Origin of the sequence: Undibacterium paludis, assembly GCF_022568815.1 — a bacterium.
Taxonomy (GTDB): Bacteria; Pseudomonadota; Gammaproteobacteria; order Burkholderiales; family Burkholderiaceae_D; genus Undibacterium.
Genome location: NZ_JAKZHX010000005.1, coordinates 231,195 through 252,996, shown reverse-complemented (window position 1 = coordinate 252,996; position 21,802 = coordinate 231,195). Strand labels below are relative to the sequence as shown.

The window sequence follows — 21,802 nt, the reverse complement described above, 5'->3', positions numbered from 1 at the left end:
TTTAATGCGGTGATCAGTTCATGAGTATGGATTTGCTTTGCTGGCATGTGTTATACAATTATCTGCATCATGGTTTTTTGAGCAGGTGATGCCTTTGAATGATTTTTCTCTTTTACCTTATCTGACCCAACGTATAGACAATGTTGACGATTATCTTTTGCTGGTTAAAGGGAAGCGTCTCAAGCAGCAGTTCAAGAAAATAATACGCGTTATGACAGTTACTGATCAGCTGTGGGAATATCACTGGTCTGCCGAACGTGGTGGGCGATTCAATTACTCTTATGGGTGGTGTGTCGTGCGCGATGGGCAGGTTGTGGCGGAAGAACTTATACACACTTCATAAGTCAGCAATTGGGTTTGTTTGACGCTTGTGAGCAAATCGCTTTGGCAGTTTAACAAAGGCATTTCTTTTCTTGTGTTTTGCTTGTGAATTTTTATCTGGATTAAATGAGTATATTCAATTTCTACAAACCCAACATGGCAGATGTCCATTTTCATGAAGATGGCTGGGAGTGTTGTGATAATGCTCAAAACAATCAATCCTGGTATACGGAGACGCGCGATCCGGTGCGGATTCAACTTTTCGGGCCGCCTGCAAGCTGGTCTTTTGATTTGAGGGATGAGAAAGCGGCACATGCATTTTTTTATGCACAGTCACAAAGTTTCGGAGGGGCGCTGCTTGATATCGCAGTGGAAACCATCGCCGGTGTGGAATGCCTGGTGGGTGTGTTCAAATATAAGTCACCGATACCAGATCATTCAGGCATGTACTATGTTGGCATCGTTTGGTTGCCATTCGAAAAATTTTTGTTTCAGGTGAATTTTGAATCACTGGAGCAAGGTACGACGCGGCGTGCGTGAGGCGATGGTCTCCATGATTGCCACCCCGGAACCGGCGAAATCAAGCGAAGAGCCTGTCGTGCTGACATCAATGGATGAATTTTTTGCCAGACGCAGGCAGGCTCAGGTTCGGGTACTACCCTCTGATGACAAGAAATATGACGAGGCATTTCCTGAACACTCATTGAGCAGGGTGCGCGCCATGCTTGAACATTTCCGTCAACATGTGCAGTTGAACAAGAAACTGGTGAATCAAAAACCGTATCGTTTCAAAGGCTGAACATGGGCATGTGAATGAAAAATGCGATCTGTCAGAGACAGATCGCATGGCTGGACATGTGCGGACCTTGCACCTTGGCACCAGGCTACATTGTCACCATCCCCTGTCCGGTGAATAGGAGGGCATGGGCGGCAGGTAGCTGGTTGTGACAGGTGGGCTTTGGTGATTGGTGTCGGCCCTTTTCAGTAACTGTGTGGCGATAGAGAACCAGTCTTCTTCTTTGGTTAAGACATGCAGTGTCAGTGGCAGCAATTCTTTTTCTTCCAGGTCCAGGCGTTTTTGCATTTGCACGCAATAGGTTTCCATTGCGGTGTGTATGTCGGGATTGGCTGCTGCCTCCTGTGCTTGTGTTGTTGATGGTGATGAAAGTTGCTTCAGTGATTTTAAAATCGCTTCACTGGCATCGCTGATCATGTCGAGTTGTGCGATCAAACTATCTGCCAGGCTGGACGCGACGCGCAAGGTCGGTATCAGGCAGCGTTCAACAATACGTTCGTGGCAGGCAGAATGAAAGCGGCTCAGTTCAAGCAGCAATGATGATAGTTCCTGTTGATTGATACGCTGCTGTTCATACCAGGCGGTTTGTATGCGTTGCAGCATTCTTGCAATGTCGTCCCTGTATTTTTTGTGTTCGGCAGAAAGAGTGATAATTGACAATGTCGTACTGAGCATGTTACCTCCTGAAATATTTCTCCCTTAAAGAAATAGACCGCGATATATCTGTGTTTTTTCGCTCTGCATAATGTGATGCAAAACTATGTTAAGCGAGTCGTGTCGGTTTCAGTAGTGATGTTACGATTTGCAATACCGGGAAATAATTGGCTTACATGCAGCGAGCCAGTGAGGTTAATAGAGGGGTTTAGTATAGGCAGGATTCATGAGATTACAAGGTGAAAATCTGCATGACGAATTGAGCAATTCCTCTATGCGGCATTGCAGTATCAGACAAGCCTCTCGCTTCTTTTTCGATCGTCAAATAAATAATCTGTCTGCCTTTGAACATTGCTGCGACATGCCATTGCTTCCTCCACTTGAACAAGCAATAAAAATCAAATTGCAGGCCGGTCCATTAAAAAATAAATCCAGAGTCAAACAGGAAATGGCTATCAGCTTGCCTTTTCTGATTCATGTTTCGCTTGAAACGCAACAGTTCTGGCTGTTTGAATAAATATCTATTTGTTAACCAAGTTAGGGGAATGTAGAATTAAAAGCAATATTTTTTGATGATCTCTCTGTGGATGACGCATTGTATTTTGCCGCATTTTTTTGCTGCGAAATCCTGCTCTTGCTCGTGACCACAGACAGCAATCTGAGCGGCAGTGAGGACAGAACGATTTTTCTGGAAGATGAAAAGGAGTTGTCATGAGCAGTAAAGCGTTGATTGCCAGTATGAAAAATTATGTCGAATCCATAAGCAAAGCACCGCTGGACATACTGACTGAATGTGACTCCGTTGCCGAGGATGACGAGTATGAAAAGAAGCGGCAGATTTTCAATACCAAATTCCAGTTCCGTCCCCAGGTCATCATCCTGGTATCTTCTACAGAGCAGGTCAGCGCTGTTGTACGTTTTGTGAATGAACATCCTGGTCAGATCAGTTTGCGGGTTCGATCTGGCGGACATGATCATGAGGGTGAATGCTCGGCAACCGATGCGTGGTTAATCGATTTTCGCCATATGAAAGAAGTGACGACTATAGATGCCAGTCCGCAAACAAAGGGGCGTCATATTGTCACCGTCGAGCCTGGCGTCATCTTCAGGGAAATCAAGCGCCGCCTGGACAGCAAAGGCTGGGGCATTGCCCACGGCACCTGTGGTACCGTGGGTGTGACAGGCTATACCCTGGGAGGCGGTTGGGGGCCGTGGACCCGGCGTTACGGCATGGGGTGTGAGCGTCTGATCGGCGCCACCATCGTGCTAGGTAACGGGGATGTGGTGGAGGTCAGTGACCCGGATGGGGCGCATACGCAAAAAGCCGAGCTCTTATGGGCTTTGCGTGGCGGTGGTGGTTTTAGTTATGGCATCGTGACGAAGCTGGTATTCGAGCCTTTTCTTCTTCCTGAAAAATTGCACAGTTTCTCAGTCAGGTTTGTCGATGCCAACGATAAGCCGGACAGACCCACCGTGGAAATTCTCAGAATCTGGGAAGAACTGATTGCCGATGGACGTTATCCGCAATTGATAGGGACCAACCTCAAGATAAAAGCGGCTCATTTGTCGCCAGGTCAAAATCCGGATCCACGTGCCAGGCTGGATGCAACGCTTTATGGTTATTTTGACGGGCCAAAAGAAGGTATAACGAAACTGATCAAGAATAATTTTGGCAAAGATTATGAGGTTAAAGTGGACCTGTCTGTGCAGGTTGGGCACGGCTCAGTGAATGGACCCGGAGTAGGAAGTTTGTTCTATGAGTCTTTTGAAGCATGGGACAGGATCTTCCAGGGTTCGCCGAGTGAGAATGGCATACAACTTGAAGGGAGTGGCCCGGCGCCACATAAAATTACTTCGCGTCTGGCTGACCCTTTTGTGCAGCGCTGGCCCTGGGATGGCTTTCTTGATGTATTCCTTTTTCGCGGGCAGAGACGACGCAAGGGATGGGGCGCTCACAGCCGCAAAGCTCTGGTCAATACCTTGCAGTCTTCCCTGGTCATACCTGACGAAAGCAAGACCCGTTTTGGTGTTCAGCAATACATCACCATTTTGGCGATTGCCGGCCCCTTTTATCAGCACTACAAGCAGGCCGGAATTGGCTGCGCGTTTCCCTATCGGGACCGCCCTTTTATCTTGCAGTTCCAGGCCTGGTGGAATCAATTCCTTGACAGTAACGGTAAGCCTGTCGTCGGCCAGGAAAAAGAAGACCAGCATGGCATAATCAACCAGGCCATCGTGGCAAACCGGCGTTGGAGCAATCTTGCCGAAGACTGGATTGAAGCCTGCCGCGATGCCGACATCCCCGGTAGCGGCGGGGCTTTCATCAGCTTCAAGGATGATGCGATAGAAACCAACACCTATTTTGCAGACAACTTCAAGAGGCTCTGCAACATCAAGGCAAATTATAGTCAGGACAATAATCACCTGTTTACTACCCGGAAAACCGTATTCTCAGAAAGAGACTGATATTGCATTGTGCTATTTTTTGCGCAAGGCCAGCACCAGTCCGGCAACGACTGCCATGGTCCCCACACCCATCCAGACACTGGCTTGCTCACCGAGCACCGCCACTGACAGGGCAACGCCAACTACCGGCGCCAGTACGGTAAACATCGATGCCCTGATGCCCAGCAGCTGCACGGCGTGGTTGAACATGGCGATGGAAATGATGCTGACGATCAGACCGTGGTAAACCGCCTGTTCCAGCAATACTTGTGCGGGGGCATCGAAGATCGCGCTGCCTTTGTACAGCAGGTAGAGCGGCACATAGGCAAAGCCGCCAACCTGTATGACGCCGACCACGGCCATGGGTTCGGTCTTCCATTTGCGCATCAGGCCGATGTAGAGTGACCACATGATGGCGGCGGCGACAAAGAACAGGTCGCCTATCCACGCACTGCTGTCTGCCCCATTTGCTGAATGCATGATGTTTTCTGTAGCGATAGCCAGCATGCCAATGACCAGCAAGACCAGGCCGGGGGCGGAGATAGGCTCTTTCTGCTTGAAGATCAGCCTGCCAAACACGGTGCTGAAGAGCGGCGTGAATGCCGGGTAAATCAAGGCGCCGTGTGATGCAGGCGCCCAGGTCAGGCCGCCTGTCAGTACCAGGCTGTACAGCGGTCCGGCCAGCAATATCAATACCGATGCACGCCGCCAGCCCAGGCCACAGGCACTGCCCAGGCCCTGCCGCCATACATAAGGCAACATCAGCACGCCGCTTAACAGGTAACGCAAAAACGTCAGGTCGGTGACGGTGAGCAGGGCGCGGTAACCAAGCTTGGATACCACTGGCTGCGCACCCCAGATGAAAGCGGCGATGCTGCCAAACAGGACGGCGATGCTCATCTCTTGTTCCCTGTCTTCAGATAACGGCGTAGTCACTGTGGCGCATATCGGTGATCAGCATATGACCAGCTGCATGGGTGATGCCAAATGCGGGACGGGCTTGCTGCAAGGCCAGCTGTGGCGTGACGCCGCAGGCCCAGAATACCGGCAGCTCGCCCGGCCTTACTTCAACGGCATCGCCAAATTCCGGCTGCGACAAATCCCTTATGCCTATCAGCGACGGGTCACCGATGTGGATGGGGGCGCCATGCACACCAGGGTAGCGTGAGCTGATCTGTATGGCCCGTATGGCATCCGCGGCTTTCATGGGACGCATGGTGACGACGGTGGGGCCGGAGAAACGGCCCGCAGGCTGGGTGGCGATGCTGGTCTGGTACATGGGGACATTGCAGCCTTGCTCTATGTGACGTATGCCTATGCCGGCGTCTTGCAGGGCATGTTCAAAAGTGAAAGAGCAGCCCAGGGCAAAGGTCACCAGGTCATCACGCCACAGGCTGCTGATGTTGTCAGGTTCTGCCACAGCCACGCCGTCACGGAAGACGCGGTAGCGCGGCACATCGGTACGCAGGTCTATATCCATACCGAGCGATGACGGTGCATGGTCGCCGGGTTCCGAGATGGCCAGCAAGGGGCAGGGCTTGGGGTTGCGCTGGCAAAAACGCTGGAACTCTGCCGCGTCAGCGGCGGGCAGCATCACCAGGTTGACCTGTACATAGGCTTCAGCCATGCCTGCGGTGGGCTTGTTCCAGTCGCCTTTACGTATCAGCTGGCGGGCTTCTTGCGAAGAGAGATTTTTCATGCGGGCTTCCTCAATCGTTAAAAAAAACGGGTATGCAGGAAGTGTAGATTTGGCAGATAATTAAAGATAATGAATCATATAATCAAAAGATGATAAGAAATTCTTATCATATGAGCCGGATATAAAACCAGTCAATCTAGTCAAGCGATGAAGCCAAGCATCCAGCAGTTGGAAAGTTTTTACTGGATCGCCCGCCTGGGCAGCGTCCATGCCGCAGCACGTCACCAGCACCTGACGCAACCGGCGCTGACAGCACGCCTGCGCGAGCTTGAAGACATCATCGGCACCAAATTATTTGACCGCAGCGGTTATAGGGCAGAACTGACGCCGGTGGGGCGTGAGCTGCTGGTCTATGCAGAAAAGATACTGCAACTCAGCGACGAAATGCTGAACCTGCCCGGCATCGCCAACCCTGTACATGGCTTGCTGCGCCTGGGCGTGAATGAGTCAACGGCGATGGTGGGACTAAGCAATCTGCTCACCCGGGTCAAGGCCATGTACCCGGCCCTGAAAATAGAGTTGACGGTGGAGATAGGTGCAACGCTGAGCAAGAAACTCAATGCACGCGAGCTTGATATCGCCATCCTGACCAACCCGGTATCGGCCCCGCATATCACTGATGAGGCCCTGGGCAGTGCCGAGTTGAACTGGATTGCATCAGTCAGCCAGAAATTCACCAGCAAAGTGTTGACGCCAAGGGACATGGCTGAACTGGCGATACTGACGCTGCCGCCGCAATCGGCACTGCATGAAGTTGTCGTTGAATGGTTTCGTTCAGGCAGTTGCCGCTTTGATCAAAGCGGGCATTGCAATTCACTGGCGCTGATCATGGACCTGGTGGCGGCAGGGCATGGCGTTGCCATTTTGCCCAGGTCCATCGTGCAGAAAAAACTCGCGCATGGTGTCGTGCAATTACTGACGGTGACACCCGCGCTGCCTAAGGCCAGTTACTTCGTGTCGTATGTGCAGGAAGTATCTCACCTGGCACGCAACACGCTGATACCACTCGCCAGAGCCACGCTGGGTGAAGCGGGTTTGTTTGATATTGCCTGAACCTCGCCTCATTGCATTGCCGCCATGTGTGCTGTTATGTGATTGGGTACAGGGTTTAGCGTGCGAAGGATTTAAAATCACGCTTGATCCAGATGGACAGCCCCGTCACAAAAAACAATAAAGGCATCAGGCCAAAACACGTGATGAAAATACGCCCCGCCAGGCCAAAGGCTTCGCCGCTGTGGAGCGGGAAGAGCCAGTTCAGCAAGGTGTCCCCGGCTTGCGCCCGCAACGGGTCCTGCACGCGCAAAACCCTGCCATCTCCAGAATCGATACTGACACGTGTTGCGCCGTCACCCTGACGAATTTCACCCGGCTGACGCAATCGCACTTCATAGGGAGCAGACGATTTGGCCGGTAAGGTAAGACGCGATACGCGCGCCTGCGGAAACAGGGACAGCGCTGACGATGCCGCCTGTGCCGGGGAAATCTGTGATTGTGGCATGCTGCTGCGGTTCAGTGTCTTGACCGCAGGGGTAACGCTGGCCACTGCATTGACTACGGGCACTATCCATGTCGGCAGGTTAAAGTAAGTGCCGGAAAAACCCAGCACCAGCAACACCGGTGCAGCAAAAAAACCGGCAGCCCTGTGCAGGCGAAAATGAAAGCGCGGCCAGGAGCCACCATGCGAAACGGTTATCGCCTGCCAGATGGCTTTTCTATGCATCCTGGGCCACCACAAGATGATGCCACTGATCGCCGTCAACACCAGTACCAGACCCGACACGCCGATAATCGTCTTGCCGACATCACCGGCAACCAGGTAGCGATGCAGATGGAACAGGGTAGGCATCAACAGCCGCCGTGACAGACCGAGTTCGCCCCAGTTGCGCTCACCGGTGACGGCCAGCGTGGCCGGATCAAGCATCACCTGCCGTGCGACTTCCAGCGCCAGCGGGGAAGCCTTCGGTGCTCTCCTGGGCCGGTACCAGGCGACAACGACATCGCCCGCGTGTTCAGGAAAAACCAGCATCGACGGTCGGCCATAACGCGGATTGGCGCTGAGCGTGTCCGCCATGGTTTCAATGTCGGCAGGGCTGAAACGGATAGTCGTACCAGCAGCCAGACCCGGTGGCGGCGACACCTGCAACAGGTCGGGGTTCAGCATATGGTCCAGCTCATGCAGCCAGGCGATGGCGCTGCCGGTCAGGCCTAGCGTCACAAAGACCATACCGAACAGTAAACCTATCCATAGATGTAACTTGCGGCTAGTCAGTTTGATGCGTGACATGTGGGTGAAATGTTCAATCGCTGGAAAGCTGGTGATGGGGCAGCAATAGTACTGCGCCCATCACCTATCACTAATGGACTATGATCAGAAACGGTAACGAGCCGTCACCAGTACCGAACGCGGTTCACCCGGCATGTTGTAGTCGTTGGCGCCGCTATGGGCAGCCACATAATATTTCCGGTTCAGCAGGTTTTTCAGCATGATGCTGACGTCCAGTTTTTTCGCGACATAACCTGCACCGAGGTGTAGCGCGCCGTAACCTGGCAGTACCGTCAAGTCATCCGGCGAGGCAAAACGCGCAGATTCTGCACGTCCGCCTGCGGCGACATAATAGCCATCATAAGCTCCGCTGAACTTGTGCTTGAGCCACAGATTGAAGCTATGCTTGGGTGTCAGTGCCGCAGTGTTGCCCTGAAATGGCGTACCGATGGAAGTGCGTTCAGTCGATTCGACGATCTTGCCATCCATATAGGCATAGCCGCTGATCAGTTCCCATTGCGGTGCGATTTCGCCGGTAAAGCTCAGCTCCACACCGCGCGTGCGCTGTTTGCCTACCGGCAGGGAATAATTACTGTTGGCCGGATCAGCTACCTGGATATTGGTTTGCGACATCTCGAATACAGCGGCAGTCAGGCTGGCCCTGGCGGCGATATCGAGCTTGATGCCGACTTCATGATTGACGGTCTGGGTCGGTTCCAGCTGATCGCTGTTGGTGCGAAAGCTGAAAGAATCGGCCAGCGGCTGGAAAGACTTGCTATACGCCGCATACAGCGAAACCTGCTCGGTCGGCTGGTAGATCAGGCCAACCCGTGGCGCCAGGGTATTGTCGGTACGTTGCAGGTCGAGATTGCGCGTGGTCCTGTCATCCCTTTGCTGTTTCAGATGGTCGTAGCGCAGGCCGCCCAGCACTTTCCAGTGCGAATCAATGGTGACCAGGTCTTGCAGATACACTGCTGCGATATCAACCCGGTTCTTGTTGTCGTTGCTCGCTGTCAGGCTGGCAGGCAACGGCGACAGATTGGCCAGGACAGGGTTGAACAGATTGTAGGTGGCGACATTGTTGCGCGACCACAGCAGCTCACTCTTGTCCTGCTGGCCGAGTTCTACGCCATACAGTATCTGGTGACGGGTAGTACCCCACTGTATTTTCTGGTTCAACTCATTTTGCAGGTAGACGCCACGCTCGTCGCGCAGGCGGCGTGTCTGTCCGATGCTGACAGTCGGCGCTGCACCGCTGGAGATATTGCCTATGCCCGTATAGTTTCGGTCCAGCGAATAATCGTAGGCGCGCAGCACGCTGTGCAGGTTCAGCGTATCGCTGAATGCATGGTCCAGTGTGACGGTGCCGCTGCTGACTTCAGACTGCACAAACGCACGGTCACGTCCGTTGGCTGCGCCGAAATACGTTTCTATGGGGACATCGACAGGACGTCCCTTGTAGCTGGGTACACCCTGGTCAGCCAGTCGTTTGTCTTTCAGGTAATCGGCCTGCACGGTCAGTCTGGTTCCCGGTTGAAGCAGGAATGAGGCGGATGGTGCAATGGCTTGCCTTTCCAGGAAGTACTGGTTGCGGAAGTTGCGGGAATCTTCCAGCGCGCCGGTCAGGCGGAACTGCATCTGCTTGTCCTGGCTGGTTGTTCCGATATCGAATTCACCGCGCTTCTGGCCTTCAGAGCCGAGTGTGGCGGCCACTTCTGTCACCGGGTTGGCGTTCGGTTTCTTGCTGACGCGATTGATCAGGCCGCCGGCAGAGCCGCGCCCGTACAGCACGGAGCCCGGTCCTTTCAGTACTTCAATGCGTTCGATATTGGATAAATCACGAAAATACATGGCGTCGTCGCGTACGCCATCAATGAACTGATCGGTGATCGCAGTGAAACCGCGAATAGCAACCTGATCGCGCTGGCCGTCACCGACACTGAAGCTCAAGCCCACGACGTTTTGCAACACATCCTGCACCGACAGCGCATTCTGGTCGCGCATCACTGCCTTGGGGACGACGTTGACAATCTGCGGTACATTGCGCAGCTGGGTTGTCATCTTGGTTGCAGTAGCTGATTCAGTCACCTCGTATTTGTCGGCGGGCTGGGCACTCTCCTTGATCACGATTTCCGGCAAGCTGGTCTGGGCTTGCGCACTGTGTGCCAGCAGCATGGTAGTGACTGCACTGCTCACCATGCGGGTGATGTTATTCAACTTCAATTTCATGACTTCCTTCTTTTTGGGTTTTACATTCTGATGACACGGAATTCAGTGCGGGATCAGGCCTCACTTTTCTCACTTTTCGGCATGTTCTTGTCGTGTTTTCGATGTATCAATGACAAATTTCTTGCCCTTGCCGCGTGCACTGTGACGGTTGACCAGAGCCATGGCAGGGTTAGCAATGACAGCCGTCATCACGAAGCTGGCCTGGGCTACGCTGCTGAACCAGGCCAGCACCGAAGAGGGAAGTTGCACCGAACTGTGCAATGCCCATTATTCTGACGATGGAGCGACGCTCACCTTCGCTATACAGAATATTGGTCGCGCCAGACAGGTGCTCAAAAAGTCATGGCACATCACGGTTACTGCAGAAGTCGTCAAGCGGCAGCATCGATTGCTGAACCATGACGGCCATCGGGAAATGGTCCTTCGTCGATGAAATGCTTGATGGAGAGGTGTGGCTAACCCGGTGCTTCAAGATCGTAAGCCTGCTTTCAGTCTTCAACAATGGAGGTGGATTTTACATTGAATAAGAATGATTCGCAATATCATTATCAAATGAGAGGGCAAGCAAAGAGTACTTAAGACCGGATTTGAGAAACGAAGGGGGATTCGGACATCTGTCCGTCAGGGTGAATTTGTCATGCCTGGTCGCCATGACAAAACATGTTAAATAAGTAATACGTCTTTCGTTTTCTATGGAATGACTGAGTAAAAAGCGACAATCCTTGACCCGCGTCAAGCAAACAGATTTACATCACTAGTAGTACAAATATATAATAGAAATCATTCTCATTTGCGTTGTCAATTGCAGGTGCCTGTCATACCCTGTATTGCCTGTACTTGCCTGAAATTTGTGTGAATACAGGCCAGTCGGGTGCATGCAGGCTCATCAAGACAGACATCTGGGTCAAGCAGATACACAAACAGATACATACATGCCTTGGCCCGTCCGGGCCTATTTACGGATTCAATAATGCAGTCAATTTTTGAAGCCCCTGTGCGGGCTATCTCAGTACGATTTATCCAGGGAAAAGTGTTAGGTCCGGCCATGGCTGGTTTGCTGGTGGTCGCCCTGGCTGCCTGCGGTGGTGGCGGTGGTAACAACACATCGGGTGGCACGCCCACGGCGCCTGATGCAGGCATGAGTGCCGCAGCACAGGTAGGCGAAAAAATCTTCAAGGATGTCAGTCTGTCAGCCTCGGGAAAGATGTCATGCGCAACCTGCCATGATGAAGACAATGCCCATGCGCCCAAGAACGACCTCAGCGTGCAGTTGGGCGGTGCCAACCTGGATGTGCCGGGCTTTCGCGCCGTGCCGTCCCTGCGCTACAAGGATCTGACACCGGCTTTCTTCTTTGCAGCCGATGGTACGCCGACCGGCGGCTTTACCCATGACGGCAGGGCCAACACCCTGGCGCAACAGGCAGAAACACCTTTGCTGGCCGCACACGAAATGGCCAACAAGGACAGGGCGGATGTCGTCGCCAAATTGCAAAAAGCCAGTTATGTCAATGAGTTCAAGGCAGCCTTTGGCAATGCCATTTTTGACAATGCCGACACGGCGTTTGAACGCATCCTGTTCGCGCTACAGCAATACCAGAAAGAAGACGGCGATTTCCATCCCTATGATTCCAAGTATGACCAGTTCCTGGCTGGCCGTGTCAAGTTGAGTGATGCAGAATTGCGCGGTCTGGCGTTGTTCAATAATCCGGTCAAGGGCAACTGCGCTGCCTGCCATACCAGCAGCAAGGGTGCCAATGGCGCCGCACCTTTGTTCACGGACTTTACCTATGACAATCTGGGTCTGCCGCGCAATACGCGGATTCCGGCAACTGCTGATCCCAAATACTTTGATCTTGGCCTGTGCGGACCGGATCGTCTGGACCTGGCGAATCGCACCGACCTGTGCGGCGCTTTCAAGGTGCCCACCCTGCGCAACGTGGCGACCCGCAAGGTGTTTTTCCATAATGGCCAGTTCAGGAGCCTGCGCGAAGCAGTTGGTTTCTATGTACGCCGTGATACCAATCCGGAAGAATGGTTCCCCTATGCCGCTGACGGCACGGTCTTCAAGTTCAACGATTTGCCGGCAGCATTCACCGGTAACGTGAATACGCTGGAAGTGCCTTATAACCGCAAGCCCGGCATGGCCGCAGCCCTGTCGCCTGACGAAGTGGAAGATGTCGTCAAGTTCCTGGCGACGCTCACGGACGGTTACAAGCCTTGACATGCAAAACGGGCCATTTAGCCCGGTCAGTTCCCCAAAAAGAATCCTGAATACGATAGATACGATAGAAAGCCCAATATGAAAAAATCCTTTTTTGTCAAAGCCGTGTGTGCCACCCTGGTCGCCGGTGCATTTGCCGCCCCTGTCCATGCCGGTGAGGCAGAACTGCTGCAAAGAATCGACAAACTGGCCGCAGAACTCGAAGCCATCAAGGCTGAGCTGGCAGCCACTCGCAAGAAAACCGAAGTGGTGGAACAGAAGCAGGAGGCCATGATCAGCAGCGCCAAGGCGTCACCGGCTTCACCAGTTGCACCGATTGCGCCGCTGGCATCAGCAGCCGCCACAGACAGCAGCCAGACCAGCCTGAATCGCGCCATGCAGCAGACCGTCATCAGCAGCTACGGTGAAATCAACTATACCCGTCCGAAGAATGCCGGTGAGCAGGCGCAGACCGATGTGGGCCGCGCCGTAATAGGCATCACCCACCGCTTCAACGAAAAGACCAAGATGGTCGCCGAGTTTGAATGGGAGCATGCGATTGCTTCCAAAGGTGACGATGGCGAAGCCGCTGTCGAGCAACTGTATGTAGAGCATGAAATCAAACCCGGCCTGGCCGCCAAGGCAGGCTTGTTCCTGATACCTGCCGGTTTCCTCAATACCAGCCACGAACCGACAGCTTACTATGGCGTACACCGCAATTTTGTCGAGACGGCGATTATTCCATCGACATGGCGTGAAGCCGGCCTGGGTTTGTCCGGCTCGCATGACAATGGCCTGAGCTGGGACATCGGCCTGACCACCGGTTTTAACCTGACCAAGTGGGACGCCACATCGGGCGATGGCCGCGAATCACCGCTGGGTGCTATCCATCAGGAAGGGCAGTTTGCCAAATCCCGTGACCTGAGCCTGCATGCTGCCGCCAATTACCGTGGCGTACCTGGTTTGCTGGTGGGTGGCTCGGTATTCTCGGGCAAGGTTGGTCATGAAACGACAGATTTTGCCGCCAATGACGCGCGCCTGACCCTGTGGGACCTGCATGCACGCTACAACCCTGGCAAGCTGGACCTGACAGCTCTATATGCTCGCGGCACCATCAGCAATACCGATGCCCTGAACCTGACCTTTGTCGGTCAACCCACCCCGGTGCCGTCTGCCTTTGCCGGCTGGTATGTGCAGGGTGCTTACCAGTTGTGGAAGAATGAAGACTATAGCCTGACACCTTTCCTGCGCTATGAACAGTTCAACACGGCCAAGTCTTATTCTGCCGTGCCGCAGGGTCTTGGTGTTGCTGCCAGCCCGGATGAAAAAGTCACCACCATCGGCGCCAGCTTCAAGATTGGCGAAGGCGTGGTATTGAAGGCTGACTACCAGAAATTCAAGCAGGACAGCAGCCGTGATCGTTATAATCTCGGTGCCGGTTATTCTTTCTAACGCACTGATAACGATATCCATGACCAAGCTTGCTCCCCTGTCCCTGATTGCTCTTGCTGGTTTCAGCAGCACGGCATTTGCCACGCAATACCTGACAGCGGAGCAGGCGCAGCAAACCATCTTTCCCGAGGCCAACAGCTTCAAACCCTTGCCACTGCAACTGGATGCAGCGCAGATGAAGCAGGTTGAAAAACTGTCCGGCCTGCCTGCGCGCTCGGTAGCCTGGCGCACGGTTGCCGCCTATAAGGACGACAGGCTGCTCGGCTATGTCGTCTTTGATGATGTTGTCGGTAAGTTTGAGCTGATCTCTTATGCCGTTGGTCTGCAAGCCGATGCGACCGTGCAGCAGGTGGAGATCATGGCTTATCGCGAGAGCCATGGTTTTGAAATTCGCAATGCCAACTGGCGCAGGCAGTTTGTCGGCAAGACCGTCAGCCATGGATTGGCCATCGGCGATGGCATCGCCAACATCAGTGGCGCGACCTTGTCCTGCGCCCATGTCACTGACGGTGTGCGCCGCATTGCCGCGATAGTCCAGGTCGCACTCAAAAAATGATGCGCCGCGCCCAACCAGCGCTGGGCACTCTGGTTGAGATTTCCCTATCAGACCTTGGCAATGAGGCAAGCCGTGACGCTTTTCAGGATGCCTTTGCCAGTATTCATGCCATCCACAGGCTGATGAGTTTTCATGAGGCTGCCAGCGATATTGGCCGCTACAACCGTGCCAGTGTCGGCGCCATCCTTGATATTGATACACGCACGGCCAAGGTTCTCGGCGCTGCACAGCGCGTGACAGAACTCAGTGATGGCCTGTTTGATATCCGTGTCGCCAATTGCCTGGTGGCGCTGGATTACCTGCCCGCCCCAGACGCAAGCTTGCCAGCTTATTGCAGGCAGAAGCAGGCTTATCGCCTGCTGCCCGGAAACCAGCTTGAAAAACTCAGCGCAGACTGGCTTGATGTCGGCGGTATCGCCAAAGGCTATGCGGTCGATTGTGCAGTCGCTGCCTTGCAGGCGCACGATGTACAACACGCCTGTGTCAATGCTGGTGGCGACTTGCGTGTATTGGGTGAGCCACAGGCGGTCGGCATACGCGATCCGCAACAACCACAAAGCATGGCCAGGCAATGGCTGCTCGGTGACAGGGCCATGGCCACATCAGCCAGTTACTTTTCAACAAAACACGTCAATGATGAAACCGTCTGCGCCCTGATTGACGGGCGTACCGGCAAGGCCATACAGGGCGGGCACAGTTATACCGTACTGGCGGATGAATGCATATGGGCCGATGCCCTGACCAAGGTACTGGCTGCCAGCGCCGATGTGCAGCACTCCTGTTTGCGCCATTTTGCGGCAGAAGCTTTTATAATCTGAATTGTTTTCCCTTCAGATTGTTTTCATGCGCACCAATAAGCACAGCCTGCATCATCGTAAGCTCCCACCTGTCGTCAGCCAGCAGTTCAAGCTGGAAGCCTGGCACAGGTATGCTCTGTATGGCATGGTGGCGGCCTTGTTTGCCAGCGGCCTGGCCTGGTTGCTGGCGCATTTCTTTTTGCGTGTTGCCGGTGAATTTGGCGAGAGCAACCATCCGCTGGAACACTGGTCCATGCAGTTGCATGGCGCGCTGATTTTGCCTTTGAGTTTCCTGGCGGGTGGTCTGCTGTTCCAGCACATGCGCCGCGCCCACAGGGCAGGGCGCAACCGCAACAGTGGCTGGAGCATGATTGCCCTGTTGCTGTGGCTGGCGCTGACTGGTTATGCCTTGTATTATTTTGCCAGTGAAACCCTGCGCCCTTACTGGTCACTTGTCCACTGGGTGGCAGGCTGCGCCTTGCCGCTGCTGCTGTGGCTGCATATACGTCTCGGGCGTCGCCATAGCTGAAGCAGAGCTTGATTGTGAGAACCTGTTGACGATCTTACTGCGCGTGCGTGATCGAGGCTCATGTGCTGCTCAACATGCTCATGTACTCAAGTACATTCCGCTTTTTGCGCTGCTCTTTTGTTACCCTTACCCCGCTGACGCACGCTCGCTACAGATCGTAAACAGGTTCTGAGGGATAAAGCCATGTCACAACGTTTCAAAGCCGGTGATTTTTATCTGGAAGTGACAGAGGGCAGCCCGATTTCTGCCGACCCCGCCGCCGCACAGAAAAAAGCTGAAAAACCGGAAACACCAGAACCGCTGGAAGAGCCGCAATACATCTACCGCCCGAATGACCCCTTCCAGTCATCGATCGATGAAGCGCGGGCGATCACCAGCATCAGCACCAGTCACAAGCCCTGGGTAAAAAAGACCTGGTATGTGTTGTTCGTCATCGGCCCGCTGGTCTATGCAGAATTGTTTGCCCTGTCTGTATTCCTGGGTGAGGGCGGTGAATATGATGCTGGCAGGTTTGTATTGATCAATACGCTGGTCTTGCCAGCATGGGCAATGTATTACATGATCTGGCGCAAGAAGATGAAATCCTGATCTTGCCAGAGCACGCCATGATGTAGGCGGCAGTCTGCCGGGCGGGCGCGACAGACAGGGCTACCCGGCGGGCAAGCCCTGGCCGTGGCAAACAGATCAGAAACGCGTATTCACTACCAGGCTGACATTGAACGGTGCGCCCGGCTGTATCTGCACATTATTGTTGGCTGATTCCATATAGCGTGTGTTGCCGATATTGCTGAGTTTCAGGCTGACATCATAACGTGGCTGCTGGTAAGTCAGCACCAGGTCGGCACGGGCATAACCGGGCAGGCGCACGCTATTGTCTGTCAGCGCATATTGCTCACTGTGGGCCAGCAGGCCAAGACCGGCGCTGAAATGGGCAAACAGCTGTTGCCTGACCCAGATACTGGCATTATGCGAAGGCGTCATTTCAGCACGGTTGCCAACGCGTATATCATTCGATGCGATGATTTTTGCATCGTTATAACTATAGCTGGCGTTGACCTGGGTGGCGCTGCCCAGTTGCGCCTGCAATTCCACTTCTATCCCCTGGTTGCGCTGGCGGCCTATCTGCAATTGACGCAGGCCGCTGCTGTCAGTCGGGTCTGCCGTCAACTGATTGCTCTGCTCTATACGGAACAGCGCGACGCTGGTGTACAGGCGTTTATCCAGCCAGTCCTGTTTCAGGCCCAGCTCTTGCAGATTGGTTTGCAGCGGTTTGACCTGGCTAAGCGCTGTTGTACCGGTATAGAGCAGATCACCGCCGGCCGGCTGATGAGAGCGGCTCACATTGGCGTACACCGATTGCTGCGGCGTGATTTTGTAGACCAGGCCCAGGCGTGGTGAAAACAGATGGTCTGTGCGTTCCACCACGGCATTGTTTGCCAGGCGGTTGGTCTGTTTTTGCTTGAACTGGTCAAAGCGTGCACCGAGCAGGATATCCAGCTTGCTTGTCACACTGATCTGGTCTTGCAGATACAGTGCTGCCGTGTCGGCATCAAAGCGGCTGTCTATCGCCGCCGGCAGGGTTTTGAAATCCGGTATGGCCAGCACTTGCTGCGGATGGTACAGATCAACCGGGAAAGCCGTGCCTGTCTGCCTGACCAGCGAATCACGTTTTTGCTGTGCCAGCTCCAGACCGACCAGTATCAACTGGTTTTGCAGTGCATAGCTGAGTTCGGTCTGGTTGATCAGGTTTTTTTGCTGGATAGGGAAGTAAGTGATTTGCCGAGATACCGTTTTATCTGCATTCACGCGGCGGTTGCGGGTATTGACGCCATCAAGGTCCGTCTGGCTGTATTGGAGGGTGTTGACCAGGCTCAGTTGCCCGTTGAACTTGTGCTCCAGCCTGGCTTTGAACATGTCACTGTCGGTTTTGGTGAAGTCAAATTTTTCACCGTAGAAAGTTGCAACCGGCACGTCAACGGCGCGGCCATTGATGGCGGGGATGCCGCGGTCCGGGGTATGGTCTTCACGCTGTATCTCTGCCTGCAGCAACAGGCTGGTGCTGGCGGCCAGGTTCCATGCCAGCGAGGGGGCCAGCAGCAGGCGCGTGTGATCGACGACATCACGGTAACTGTTGCCTGCGTCATAGGCAGCGATCAGGCGGCCATTGACTTGTTCTGACAGTGCGCCACCCGCGTCGATGGCCAGTCTGCGCTGGCGGTCAGAACCCAGGCCCAGCGACAGTTCGGTGTCCTGCTTCGCCTGCGGTTTTTTACTGACACGGTTGATCAGACCACCGGCTGAACCACGCCCGTACAGCGCGCCACTCGCTCCCTTGATGATTTCCAGTCTTTCTGTTGTCGCAAGGTCGCGGTAGTAAAGACTGTCGTCACGTACACCGTCGAGCAGGGTTTCACGCGGCGAGTAAAAGCCGCGCAGGTAAAATTCATCGCGCCGGCCTTCGCCCTGGCCTGCGATGACACCACTGCTGTATTCAAGAGCATCCTTGCTGGTATTGGCCAGCCGTGCGCGCAGGTCTTCACCCTGTACGACGCTGATGGATTGCGGTGTTTCCAGAAGACTGCTCTGGTTTTTCAAGGCGCCGCTGACCAGGGCGCCGCCCCCGGTTTGCTGCGCCTTGACTTCGATGACGGGGAGTTCGTTCTTTTCCTGCGCCACACTGGTTGTGGCACAGGTGAACAGACTGGTGACGAGTAAGGCTATAGGTTTGAGTTGCATGATAAAAACATCGAGTGAAAAAAATCAGAGTAGCGGGCGGGTACCGGTGACCACACCTAAAGGATGATACAAAGGCAGATACGCAGCCTGACGGTCAGGCTGCTTCAAAAAACGGATCAGCAGATTGCCCTTGACAGGCAAGGCTTCGCCGGACAGCAGGCCCTGAATGCGGCGCGCTGCTTCGAGATTGGGGAAGCGGGCCAGATAAGCCTGCAGCACATTACGCAGGCAACCCCACAGATCAAGGTAAAGATCATGATTGCCATTGGCCAGCGTGGCGATGACTTCGCAGATATTGTTGACCAGCAGGCAGTAGCCTATGCGCGTCCAGCCAGCCTCGTCACTGCAGCAGATTTCACTGCGGGTTTTTTGATCGATCTCCAGGCCATCTGTCAGGGCGTGTGAGCGCGGTGTCAGTCTGGTCAGCTCCAGGTCGCGCAGGATGAAGCGTGCCGGCCCGCCATCAGGCCCCAGGCCGATAATGGTGTTTTGCATGTGCGGTTCAAAGGCGATACCCTTTTCAAACAGCAGGTAAAAGATGGGGTAAATCGCCAGTTCGGCATAGCTGGCAAACCACAGGCGCATGCCCTGGCTCAGGGGCAGTCCCTGGCGGTGTGCATAGCGTTCTATCAGGTTGGCAACATCTTCACGGCCAGCCTGGCCATTGCCAAACAGCGAGGCGCAAATCATTGGCGTGATACCTTGCGCCAGTTGCGTTGACAGGCCTTCACGTATCACCAGGCCAAAACCGTCTTCGATCTCTTTGTGTTCCCGCTTGTTGCCTGTTGTCGTATCGGGGAAACTCATGCTCAGGTAGGCGCGTTCTTCCAGGGCGTGAAAATGCGGGAAATGCGTCTGCATTTCTGCCTTCATGCCGCGATACAGTCTGCTCGCTGTCAGTGCCGCCGCCAGTTCATGTCTGGCATTATTGCGTATGCAATTGGTGATGCGCAGGTTGAGTGAAAGCTTCAGGAAGGCATCAGCCCTGCCTGCCAACATGGTGCGTATGGATGCTGTCGGATAAAAATGCTGGCCGCTGCTGCCCAGGTCCTTGATGTCACCCTCCAGCACGGCCCTGATAATGCGCGGTTGTCTGAGCAGCCAGTCTGCCTGCCAGGGATGCAAAGGCACGATTGCATGACCGGGTGCTGCCAGCAATCCATGTTCGGTCAAGTTGGATAGCAGTTGATCGGTAGTAGCGCCATCAAGACTGTCACTGATGATCCATGCGCGCGGCAGCTGAAAGTAGCGCAATTGCAGGCGGCTGCCATGTTCAGGTGAATACAGTTTTTCTTCTGTACGCGTCCAGCCCGAGCGGCTTTTGGGTGTCGGATGAAACGGATGGCCGGTCAGCAGGTGCTGTTCACTGGCGATGTATTTTTGCAGCGGCGTCTGGCTGGCAAGGCCGGACTGCCCCGTGCCGCGCGCTTCCATAAAGTGCTGCATGGTGTCTATGCTCTCTTCGATTTGCGAAAGCAGGTCATGGTTATACGGTGTATTTTCACGTTGCGACAAATCGCTGATGATCAGATCTGCCAGGTCGCGCCAGCTGGCTTCTTTCCAGTGGTTTTCTGGGTGGGCCGGGGTTTGCAGGTAAATGGCCGTACTGTATTCATAGTTGCCGGTGACCGATACTTGCTGCACACCTACACACAGGCGGCTATGCAGGCGCGGCAGCTGGATATCGAGTATCTGGCCACGATGGTTGCGTAGCGCGGGCGGTACTTGGCGGGTATGTTCGGGCGCACGTACGGCCAGGTTGTGCTCCTGCATGGCGACTTCGCGTGCATAGCAATTGAGTAAAACGCGGCCATGCTGGGTCTGGGCAAATTCTTGTGCATCGACGTCCTGATGCATGTGCTGCTCGGGCCTGGTCGGGTAGTGATGGATATTGTTGCGCAGGGTGAATGCTTCGTGATGCGGGCTTAAAGTGAGACGTGGGAGAGTGGCTTTCATATGCGTTTACTTTCTATCAAAATAAACAGGCTGGCCAACAGGGCGCAACCTAACCAGATGGGAGCGGTATAGCCGACTGAGGCCGCCAGACCGCTTGCGAAAATTCCTGCCAGTACAGCGCCCCATTTGTTGGCGCCTTCGAGCTTGCCAAAATGCCGGCCTGCGCTGGCTGTTTGTGTTGTGGCAGCCGCCAGGGCATTGATGGCGATGTATGCGCCTGTCATGCCTATGCCCATCAGGACACGGCCTGTGGCCAGCGTTGCCAGATTGCCAGCCAGCACCTGGAATAAGAGGCTGATACAGGTTAGTGCAGAAAAACGGGCAAGTGCAATGCGGGCATTGTCAAAATTCACCAGCCGCGCCATCGGCCATGCCAGCAGCAGGAACAGGGCATGCGGCAAGCCAAACAGGGCGCCAGCCCAGTTTGCAGAAAGATCAAGACGTCTGGCCAGATCAAGCACAAAGTAAGGAAAAGTCAGTACCGTGCCTACGGTGAACATGACCTGACAGCGATACAGGCTTTGCGCATTCAGGCTAGCTGGCAGTAAACCGGTTACGCGCTGTTCTGTCTGCTCCGTGATGTCGTCAATGCTGATAGGAGGGATGGGCGTTGTAGCGATGCCTTGTGCGGGAAGCAGTAGCAGGACCAGACCTGCCACGCCGGGAAAAATCGCCAGATAAAAGAAGATATGCAAGAGATTATGTTCTGCACTCATCAGGCCAATCACGGCGGGGCCGACAAACAGGGCCGTGCGGGCTGAACCCTGCATGACGCTGAGCAACGTAGCCAGCCGCTTGCCCGGCAACAATGACGCCAGGTAGGCGTTGGACGCGGCAAAGGTGCCGCCCAGCAGGCCCTGCAAGGTCAGGCCAAAAGCAAATTCCCAGGGAGTGCTTGCCATGCCCGTGATGAGAAAACTCAGGCACAGGCCCCAGTGTGCACGTATCAGTGAGGCGCGTATGCCGATGCGGTCAGCCAGCCTGCCCCACAGGGGATTGGCGATGGCTGCCGCCAGCGTGGGCAGGGTGAAATACCAGCCTGCCATCACCAGCACCTGGCTGGAAAAATTGCTGCTCAATATCTGCGCATAAAACGGTGGCATGCACAGTGCTGCAAAGGCTGCACCAAAATGCCCCAGGACGGTGATGGTAACGGTTTGCTTCAGCAT

General features: G+C 54.4%; 21 protein-coding genes. 12 read left to right on the top strand and 9 right to left on the bottom strand.

Annotated elements, in window-relative coordinates; genetic code table 11:
* The first annotated feature begins 94 nt into the window (after window positions 1-94).
* The 3 genes from LZ463_RS10870 to LZ463_RS10860 all read left to right on the top strand — a co-directional run bounded on the left by LZ463_RS10870 (window position 95) and on the right by LZ463_RS10860 (window position 1,120).
* Window positions 95-343: a hypothetical protein gene (locus tag LZ463_RS10870; RefSeq protein WP_241455650.1), complete on the top strand. Its 249-nt coding sequence runs from the start codon at window positions 95-97 to the stop codon at window positions 341-343.
* 134 nt (window positions 344-477) lie between these two features.
* Complete coding sequence (locus tag LZ463_RS10865; RefSeq protein WP_241455649.1) at window positions 478-861, top strand: hypothetical protein; 384 nt, start codon at window positions 478-480, stop codon at window positions 859-861.
* Complete coding sequence (locus LZ463_RS10860; protein WP_241455648.1) at window positions 824-1,120, top strand: hypothetical protein; 297 nt, start codon at window positions 824-826, stop codon at window positions 1,118-1,120. The genes LZ463_RS10865 and LZ463_RS10860 overlap by 38 nt, the downstream gene beginning before the upstream one ends.
* 93 nt (window positions 1,121-1,213) lie before the next feature.
* Here the strand turns inward: LZ463_RS10860 and LZ463_RS10855 are convergent, their stop codons facing one another.
* Window positions 1,214-1,792, bottom strand: a complete 579-nt coding sequence (locus LZ463_RS10855) for a hemerythrin domain-containing protein (RefSeq protein WP_241455647.1) — start codon at window positions 1,790-1,792, stop codon at window positions 1,214-1,216.
* A 205-nt stretch (window positions 1,793-1,997) separates the two neighbouring features.
* On the opposite strand from LZ463_RS10855, the gene LZ463_RS10850 reads away from it, so the two are divergent.
* On the top strand, window positions 1,998-2,288 hold the full coding sequence (locus LZ463_RS10850) for a hypothetical protein (RefSeq protein WP_241455646.1): 291 nt from the start codon (window positions 1,998-2,000) through the stop codon (window positions 2,286-2,288).
* 194 nt (window positions 2,289-2,482) lie between these two features.
* On the top strand, window positions 2,483-4,237 hold the full coding sequence (locus LZ463_RS10845; protein WP_241455645.1) for an FAD-binding protein: 1,755 nt from the start codon (window positions 2,483-2,485) through the stop codon (window positions 4,235-4,237).
* Window positions 4,238-4,249: 12 nt separating this feature from the next.
* Here LZ463_RS10845 and LZ463_RS10840 read toward each other — a convergent pair whose 3' ends face one another.
* Together LZ463_RS10840 and LZ463_RS10835 are read right to left on the bottom strand one after the other, a co-directional pair.
* The gene (locus LZ463_RS10840; protein WP_241455644.1) at window positions 4,250-5,116 is read right to left on the bottom strand and encodes a DMT family transporter; all 867 of its coding nucleotides are present in this window, start codon (window positions 5,114-5,116) and stop codon (window positions 4,250-4,252) included.
* A 16-nt stretch (window positions 5,117-5,132) separates the two neighbouring features.
* Window positions 5,133-5,915 carry a putative hydro-lyase gene (locus LZ463_RS10835; protein WP_241455643.1) on the bottom strand — a complete coding sequence of 261 codons (783 nt, stop codon included), beginning with the start codon at window positions 5,913-5,915 and terminating at the stop codon, window positions 5,133-5,135.
* Between the two features lie 147 nt (window positions 5,916-6,062).
* Between LZ463_RS10835 and LZ463_RS10830 the strand changes: the two genes are divergently transcribed.
* A complete protein-coding gene (locus LZ463_RS10830; protein WP_241455642.1) occupies window positions 6,063-6,968 on the top strand; it encodes a LysR family transcriptional regulator in 906 nt (301 codons plus the stop codon).
* A 55-nt stretch (window positions 6,969-7,023) separates the two neighbouring features.
* Here LZ463_RS10830 and LZ463_RS10825 read toward each other — a convergent pair whose 3' ends face one another.
* The 3 genes from LZ463_RS10825 to LZ463_RS10815 form a co-directional block, all read right to left on the bottom strand.
* Entirely contained in the window at window positions 7,024-8,199 is a 1,176-nt protein-coding gene (locus tag LZ463_RS10825; protein ID WP_241455641.1) for a PepSY-associated TM helix domain-containing protein, read from the bottom strand.
* An 84-nt stretch (window positions 8,200-8,283) separates the two neighbouring features.
* A complete protein-coding gene (locus LZ463_RS10820) occupies window positions 8,284-10,407 on the bottom strand; it encodes a TonB-dependent receptor (RefSeq protein WP_241455640.1) in 2,124 nt (707 codons plus the stop codon).
* 69 nt (window positions 10,408-10,476) lie between these two features.
* Window positions 10,477-10,656, bottom strand: coding sequence for a hypothetical protein (locus LZ463_RS10815; RefSeq protein ID WP_241455639.1), 180 nt, complete (start codon window positions 10,654-10,656; stop codon window positions 10,477-10,479).
* Window positions 10,657-11,374: 718 nt separating this feature from the next.
* Between LZ463_RS10815 and LZ463_RS10810 the strand changes: the two genes are divergently transcribed.
* The 6 genes from LZ463_RS10810 (at window position 11,375) to LZ463_RS10785 (ending at window position 16,529) form a co-directional block, all read left to right on the top strand.
* On the top strand, window positions 11,375-12,628 hold the full coding sequence (locus tag LZ463_RS10810; RefSeq protein WP_489686108.1) for a cytochrome-c peroxidase: 1,254 nt from the start codon (window positions 11,375-11,377) through the stop codon (window positions 12,626-12,628).
* Window positions 12,629-12,706: 78 nt separating this feature from the next.
* Window positions 12,707-14,059, top strand: a complete 1,353-nt coding sequence (locus tag LZ463_RS10805; RefSeq protein ID WP_241455637.1) for a hypothetical protein — start codon at window positions 12,707-12,709, stop codon at window positions 14,057-14,059.
* Between the two features lie 19 nt (window positions 14,060-14,078).
* Complete coding sequence (locus tag LZ463_RS10800; protein WP_241455636.1) at window positions 14,079-14,615, top strand: FMN-binding protein; 537 nt, start codon at window positions 14,079-14,081, stop codon at window positions 14,613-14,615.
* Entirely contained in the window at window positions 14,612-15,433 is an 822-nt protein-coding gene (locus LZ463_RS10795; RefSeq protein ID WP_241455635.1) for an FAD:protein FMN transferase, read from the top strand. Before LZ463_RS10800 ends, LZ463_RS10795 begins: the two co-directional genes overlap by 4 nt.
* 25 nt (window positions 15,434-15,458) lie before the next feature.
* A complete protein-coding gene (locus LZ463_RS10790; protein ID WP_241455634.1) occupies window positions 15,459-15,941 on the top strand; it encodes a DUF4405 domain-containing protein in 483 nt (160 codons plus the stop codon).
* Between the two features lie 183 nt (window positions 15,942-16,124).
* Complete coding sequence (locus LZ463_RS10785; RefSeq protein ID WP_241455633.1) at window positions 16,125-16,529, top strand: hypothetical protein; 405 nt, start codon at window positions 16,125-16,127, stop codon at window positions 16,527-16,529.
* A 96-nt stretch (window positions 16,530-16,625) separates the two neighbouring features.
* Here LZ463_RS10785 and LZ463_RS10780 read toward each other — a convergent pair whose 3' ends face one another.
* Genes LZ463_RS10780 through LZ463_RS10770 form a run of 3 tightly spaced genes read right to left on the bottom strand, consistent with a single transcriptional unit; the run spans window position 16,626 to window position 21,802 of the window.
* Window positions 16,626-18,677 (bottom strand): TonB-dependent receptor, encoded by a 2,052-nt coding sequence (locus tag LZ463_RS10780; protein ID WP_241455632.1) that lies wholly within the window; start codon window positions 18,675-18,677, stop codon window positions 16,626-16,628.
* A 24-nt stretch (window positions 18,678-18,701) separates the two neighbouring features.
* Window positions 18,702-20,633 carry an IucA/IucC family protein gene (locus LZ463_RS10775; RefSeq protein WP_241455631.1) on the bottom strand — a complete coding sequence of 644 codons (1,932 nt, stop codon included), beginning with the start codon at window positions 20,631-20,633 and terminating at the stop codon, window positions 18,702-18,704.
* Complete coding sequence (locus LZ463_RS10770) at window positions 20,630-21,802, bottom strand: MFS transporter (protein ID WP_241455630.1); 1,173 nt, start codon at window positions 21,800-21,802, stop codon at window positions 20,630-20,632. The genes LZ463_RS10775 and LZ463_RS10770 overlap by 4 nt, the downstream gene beginning before the upstream one ends.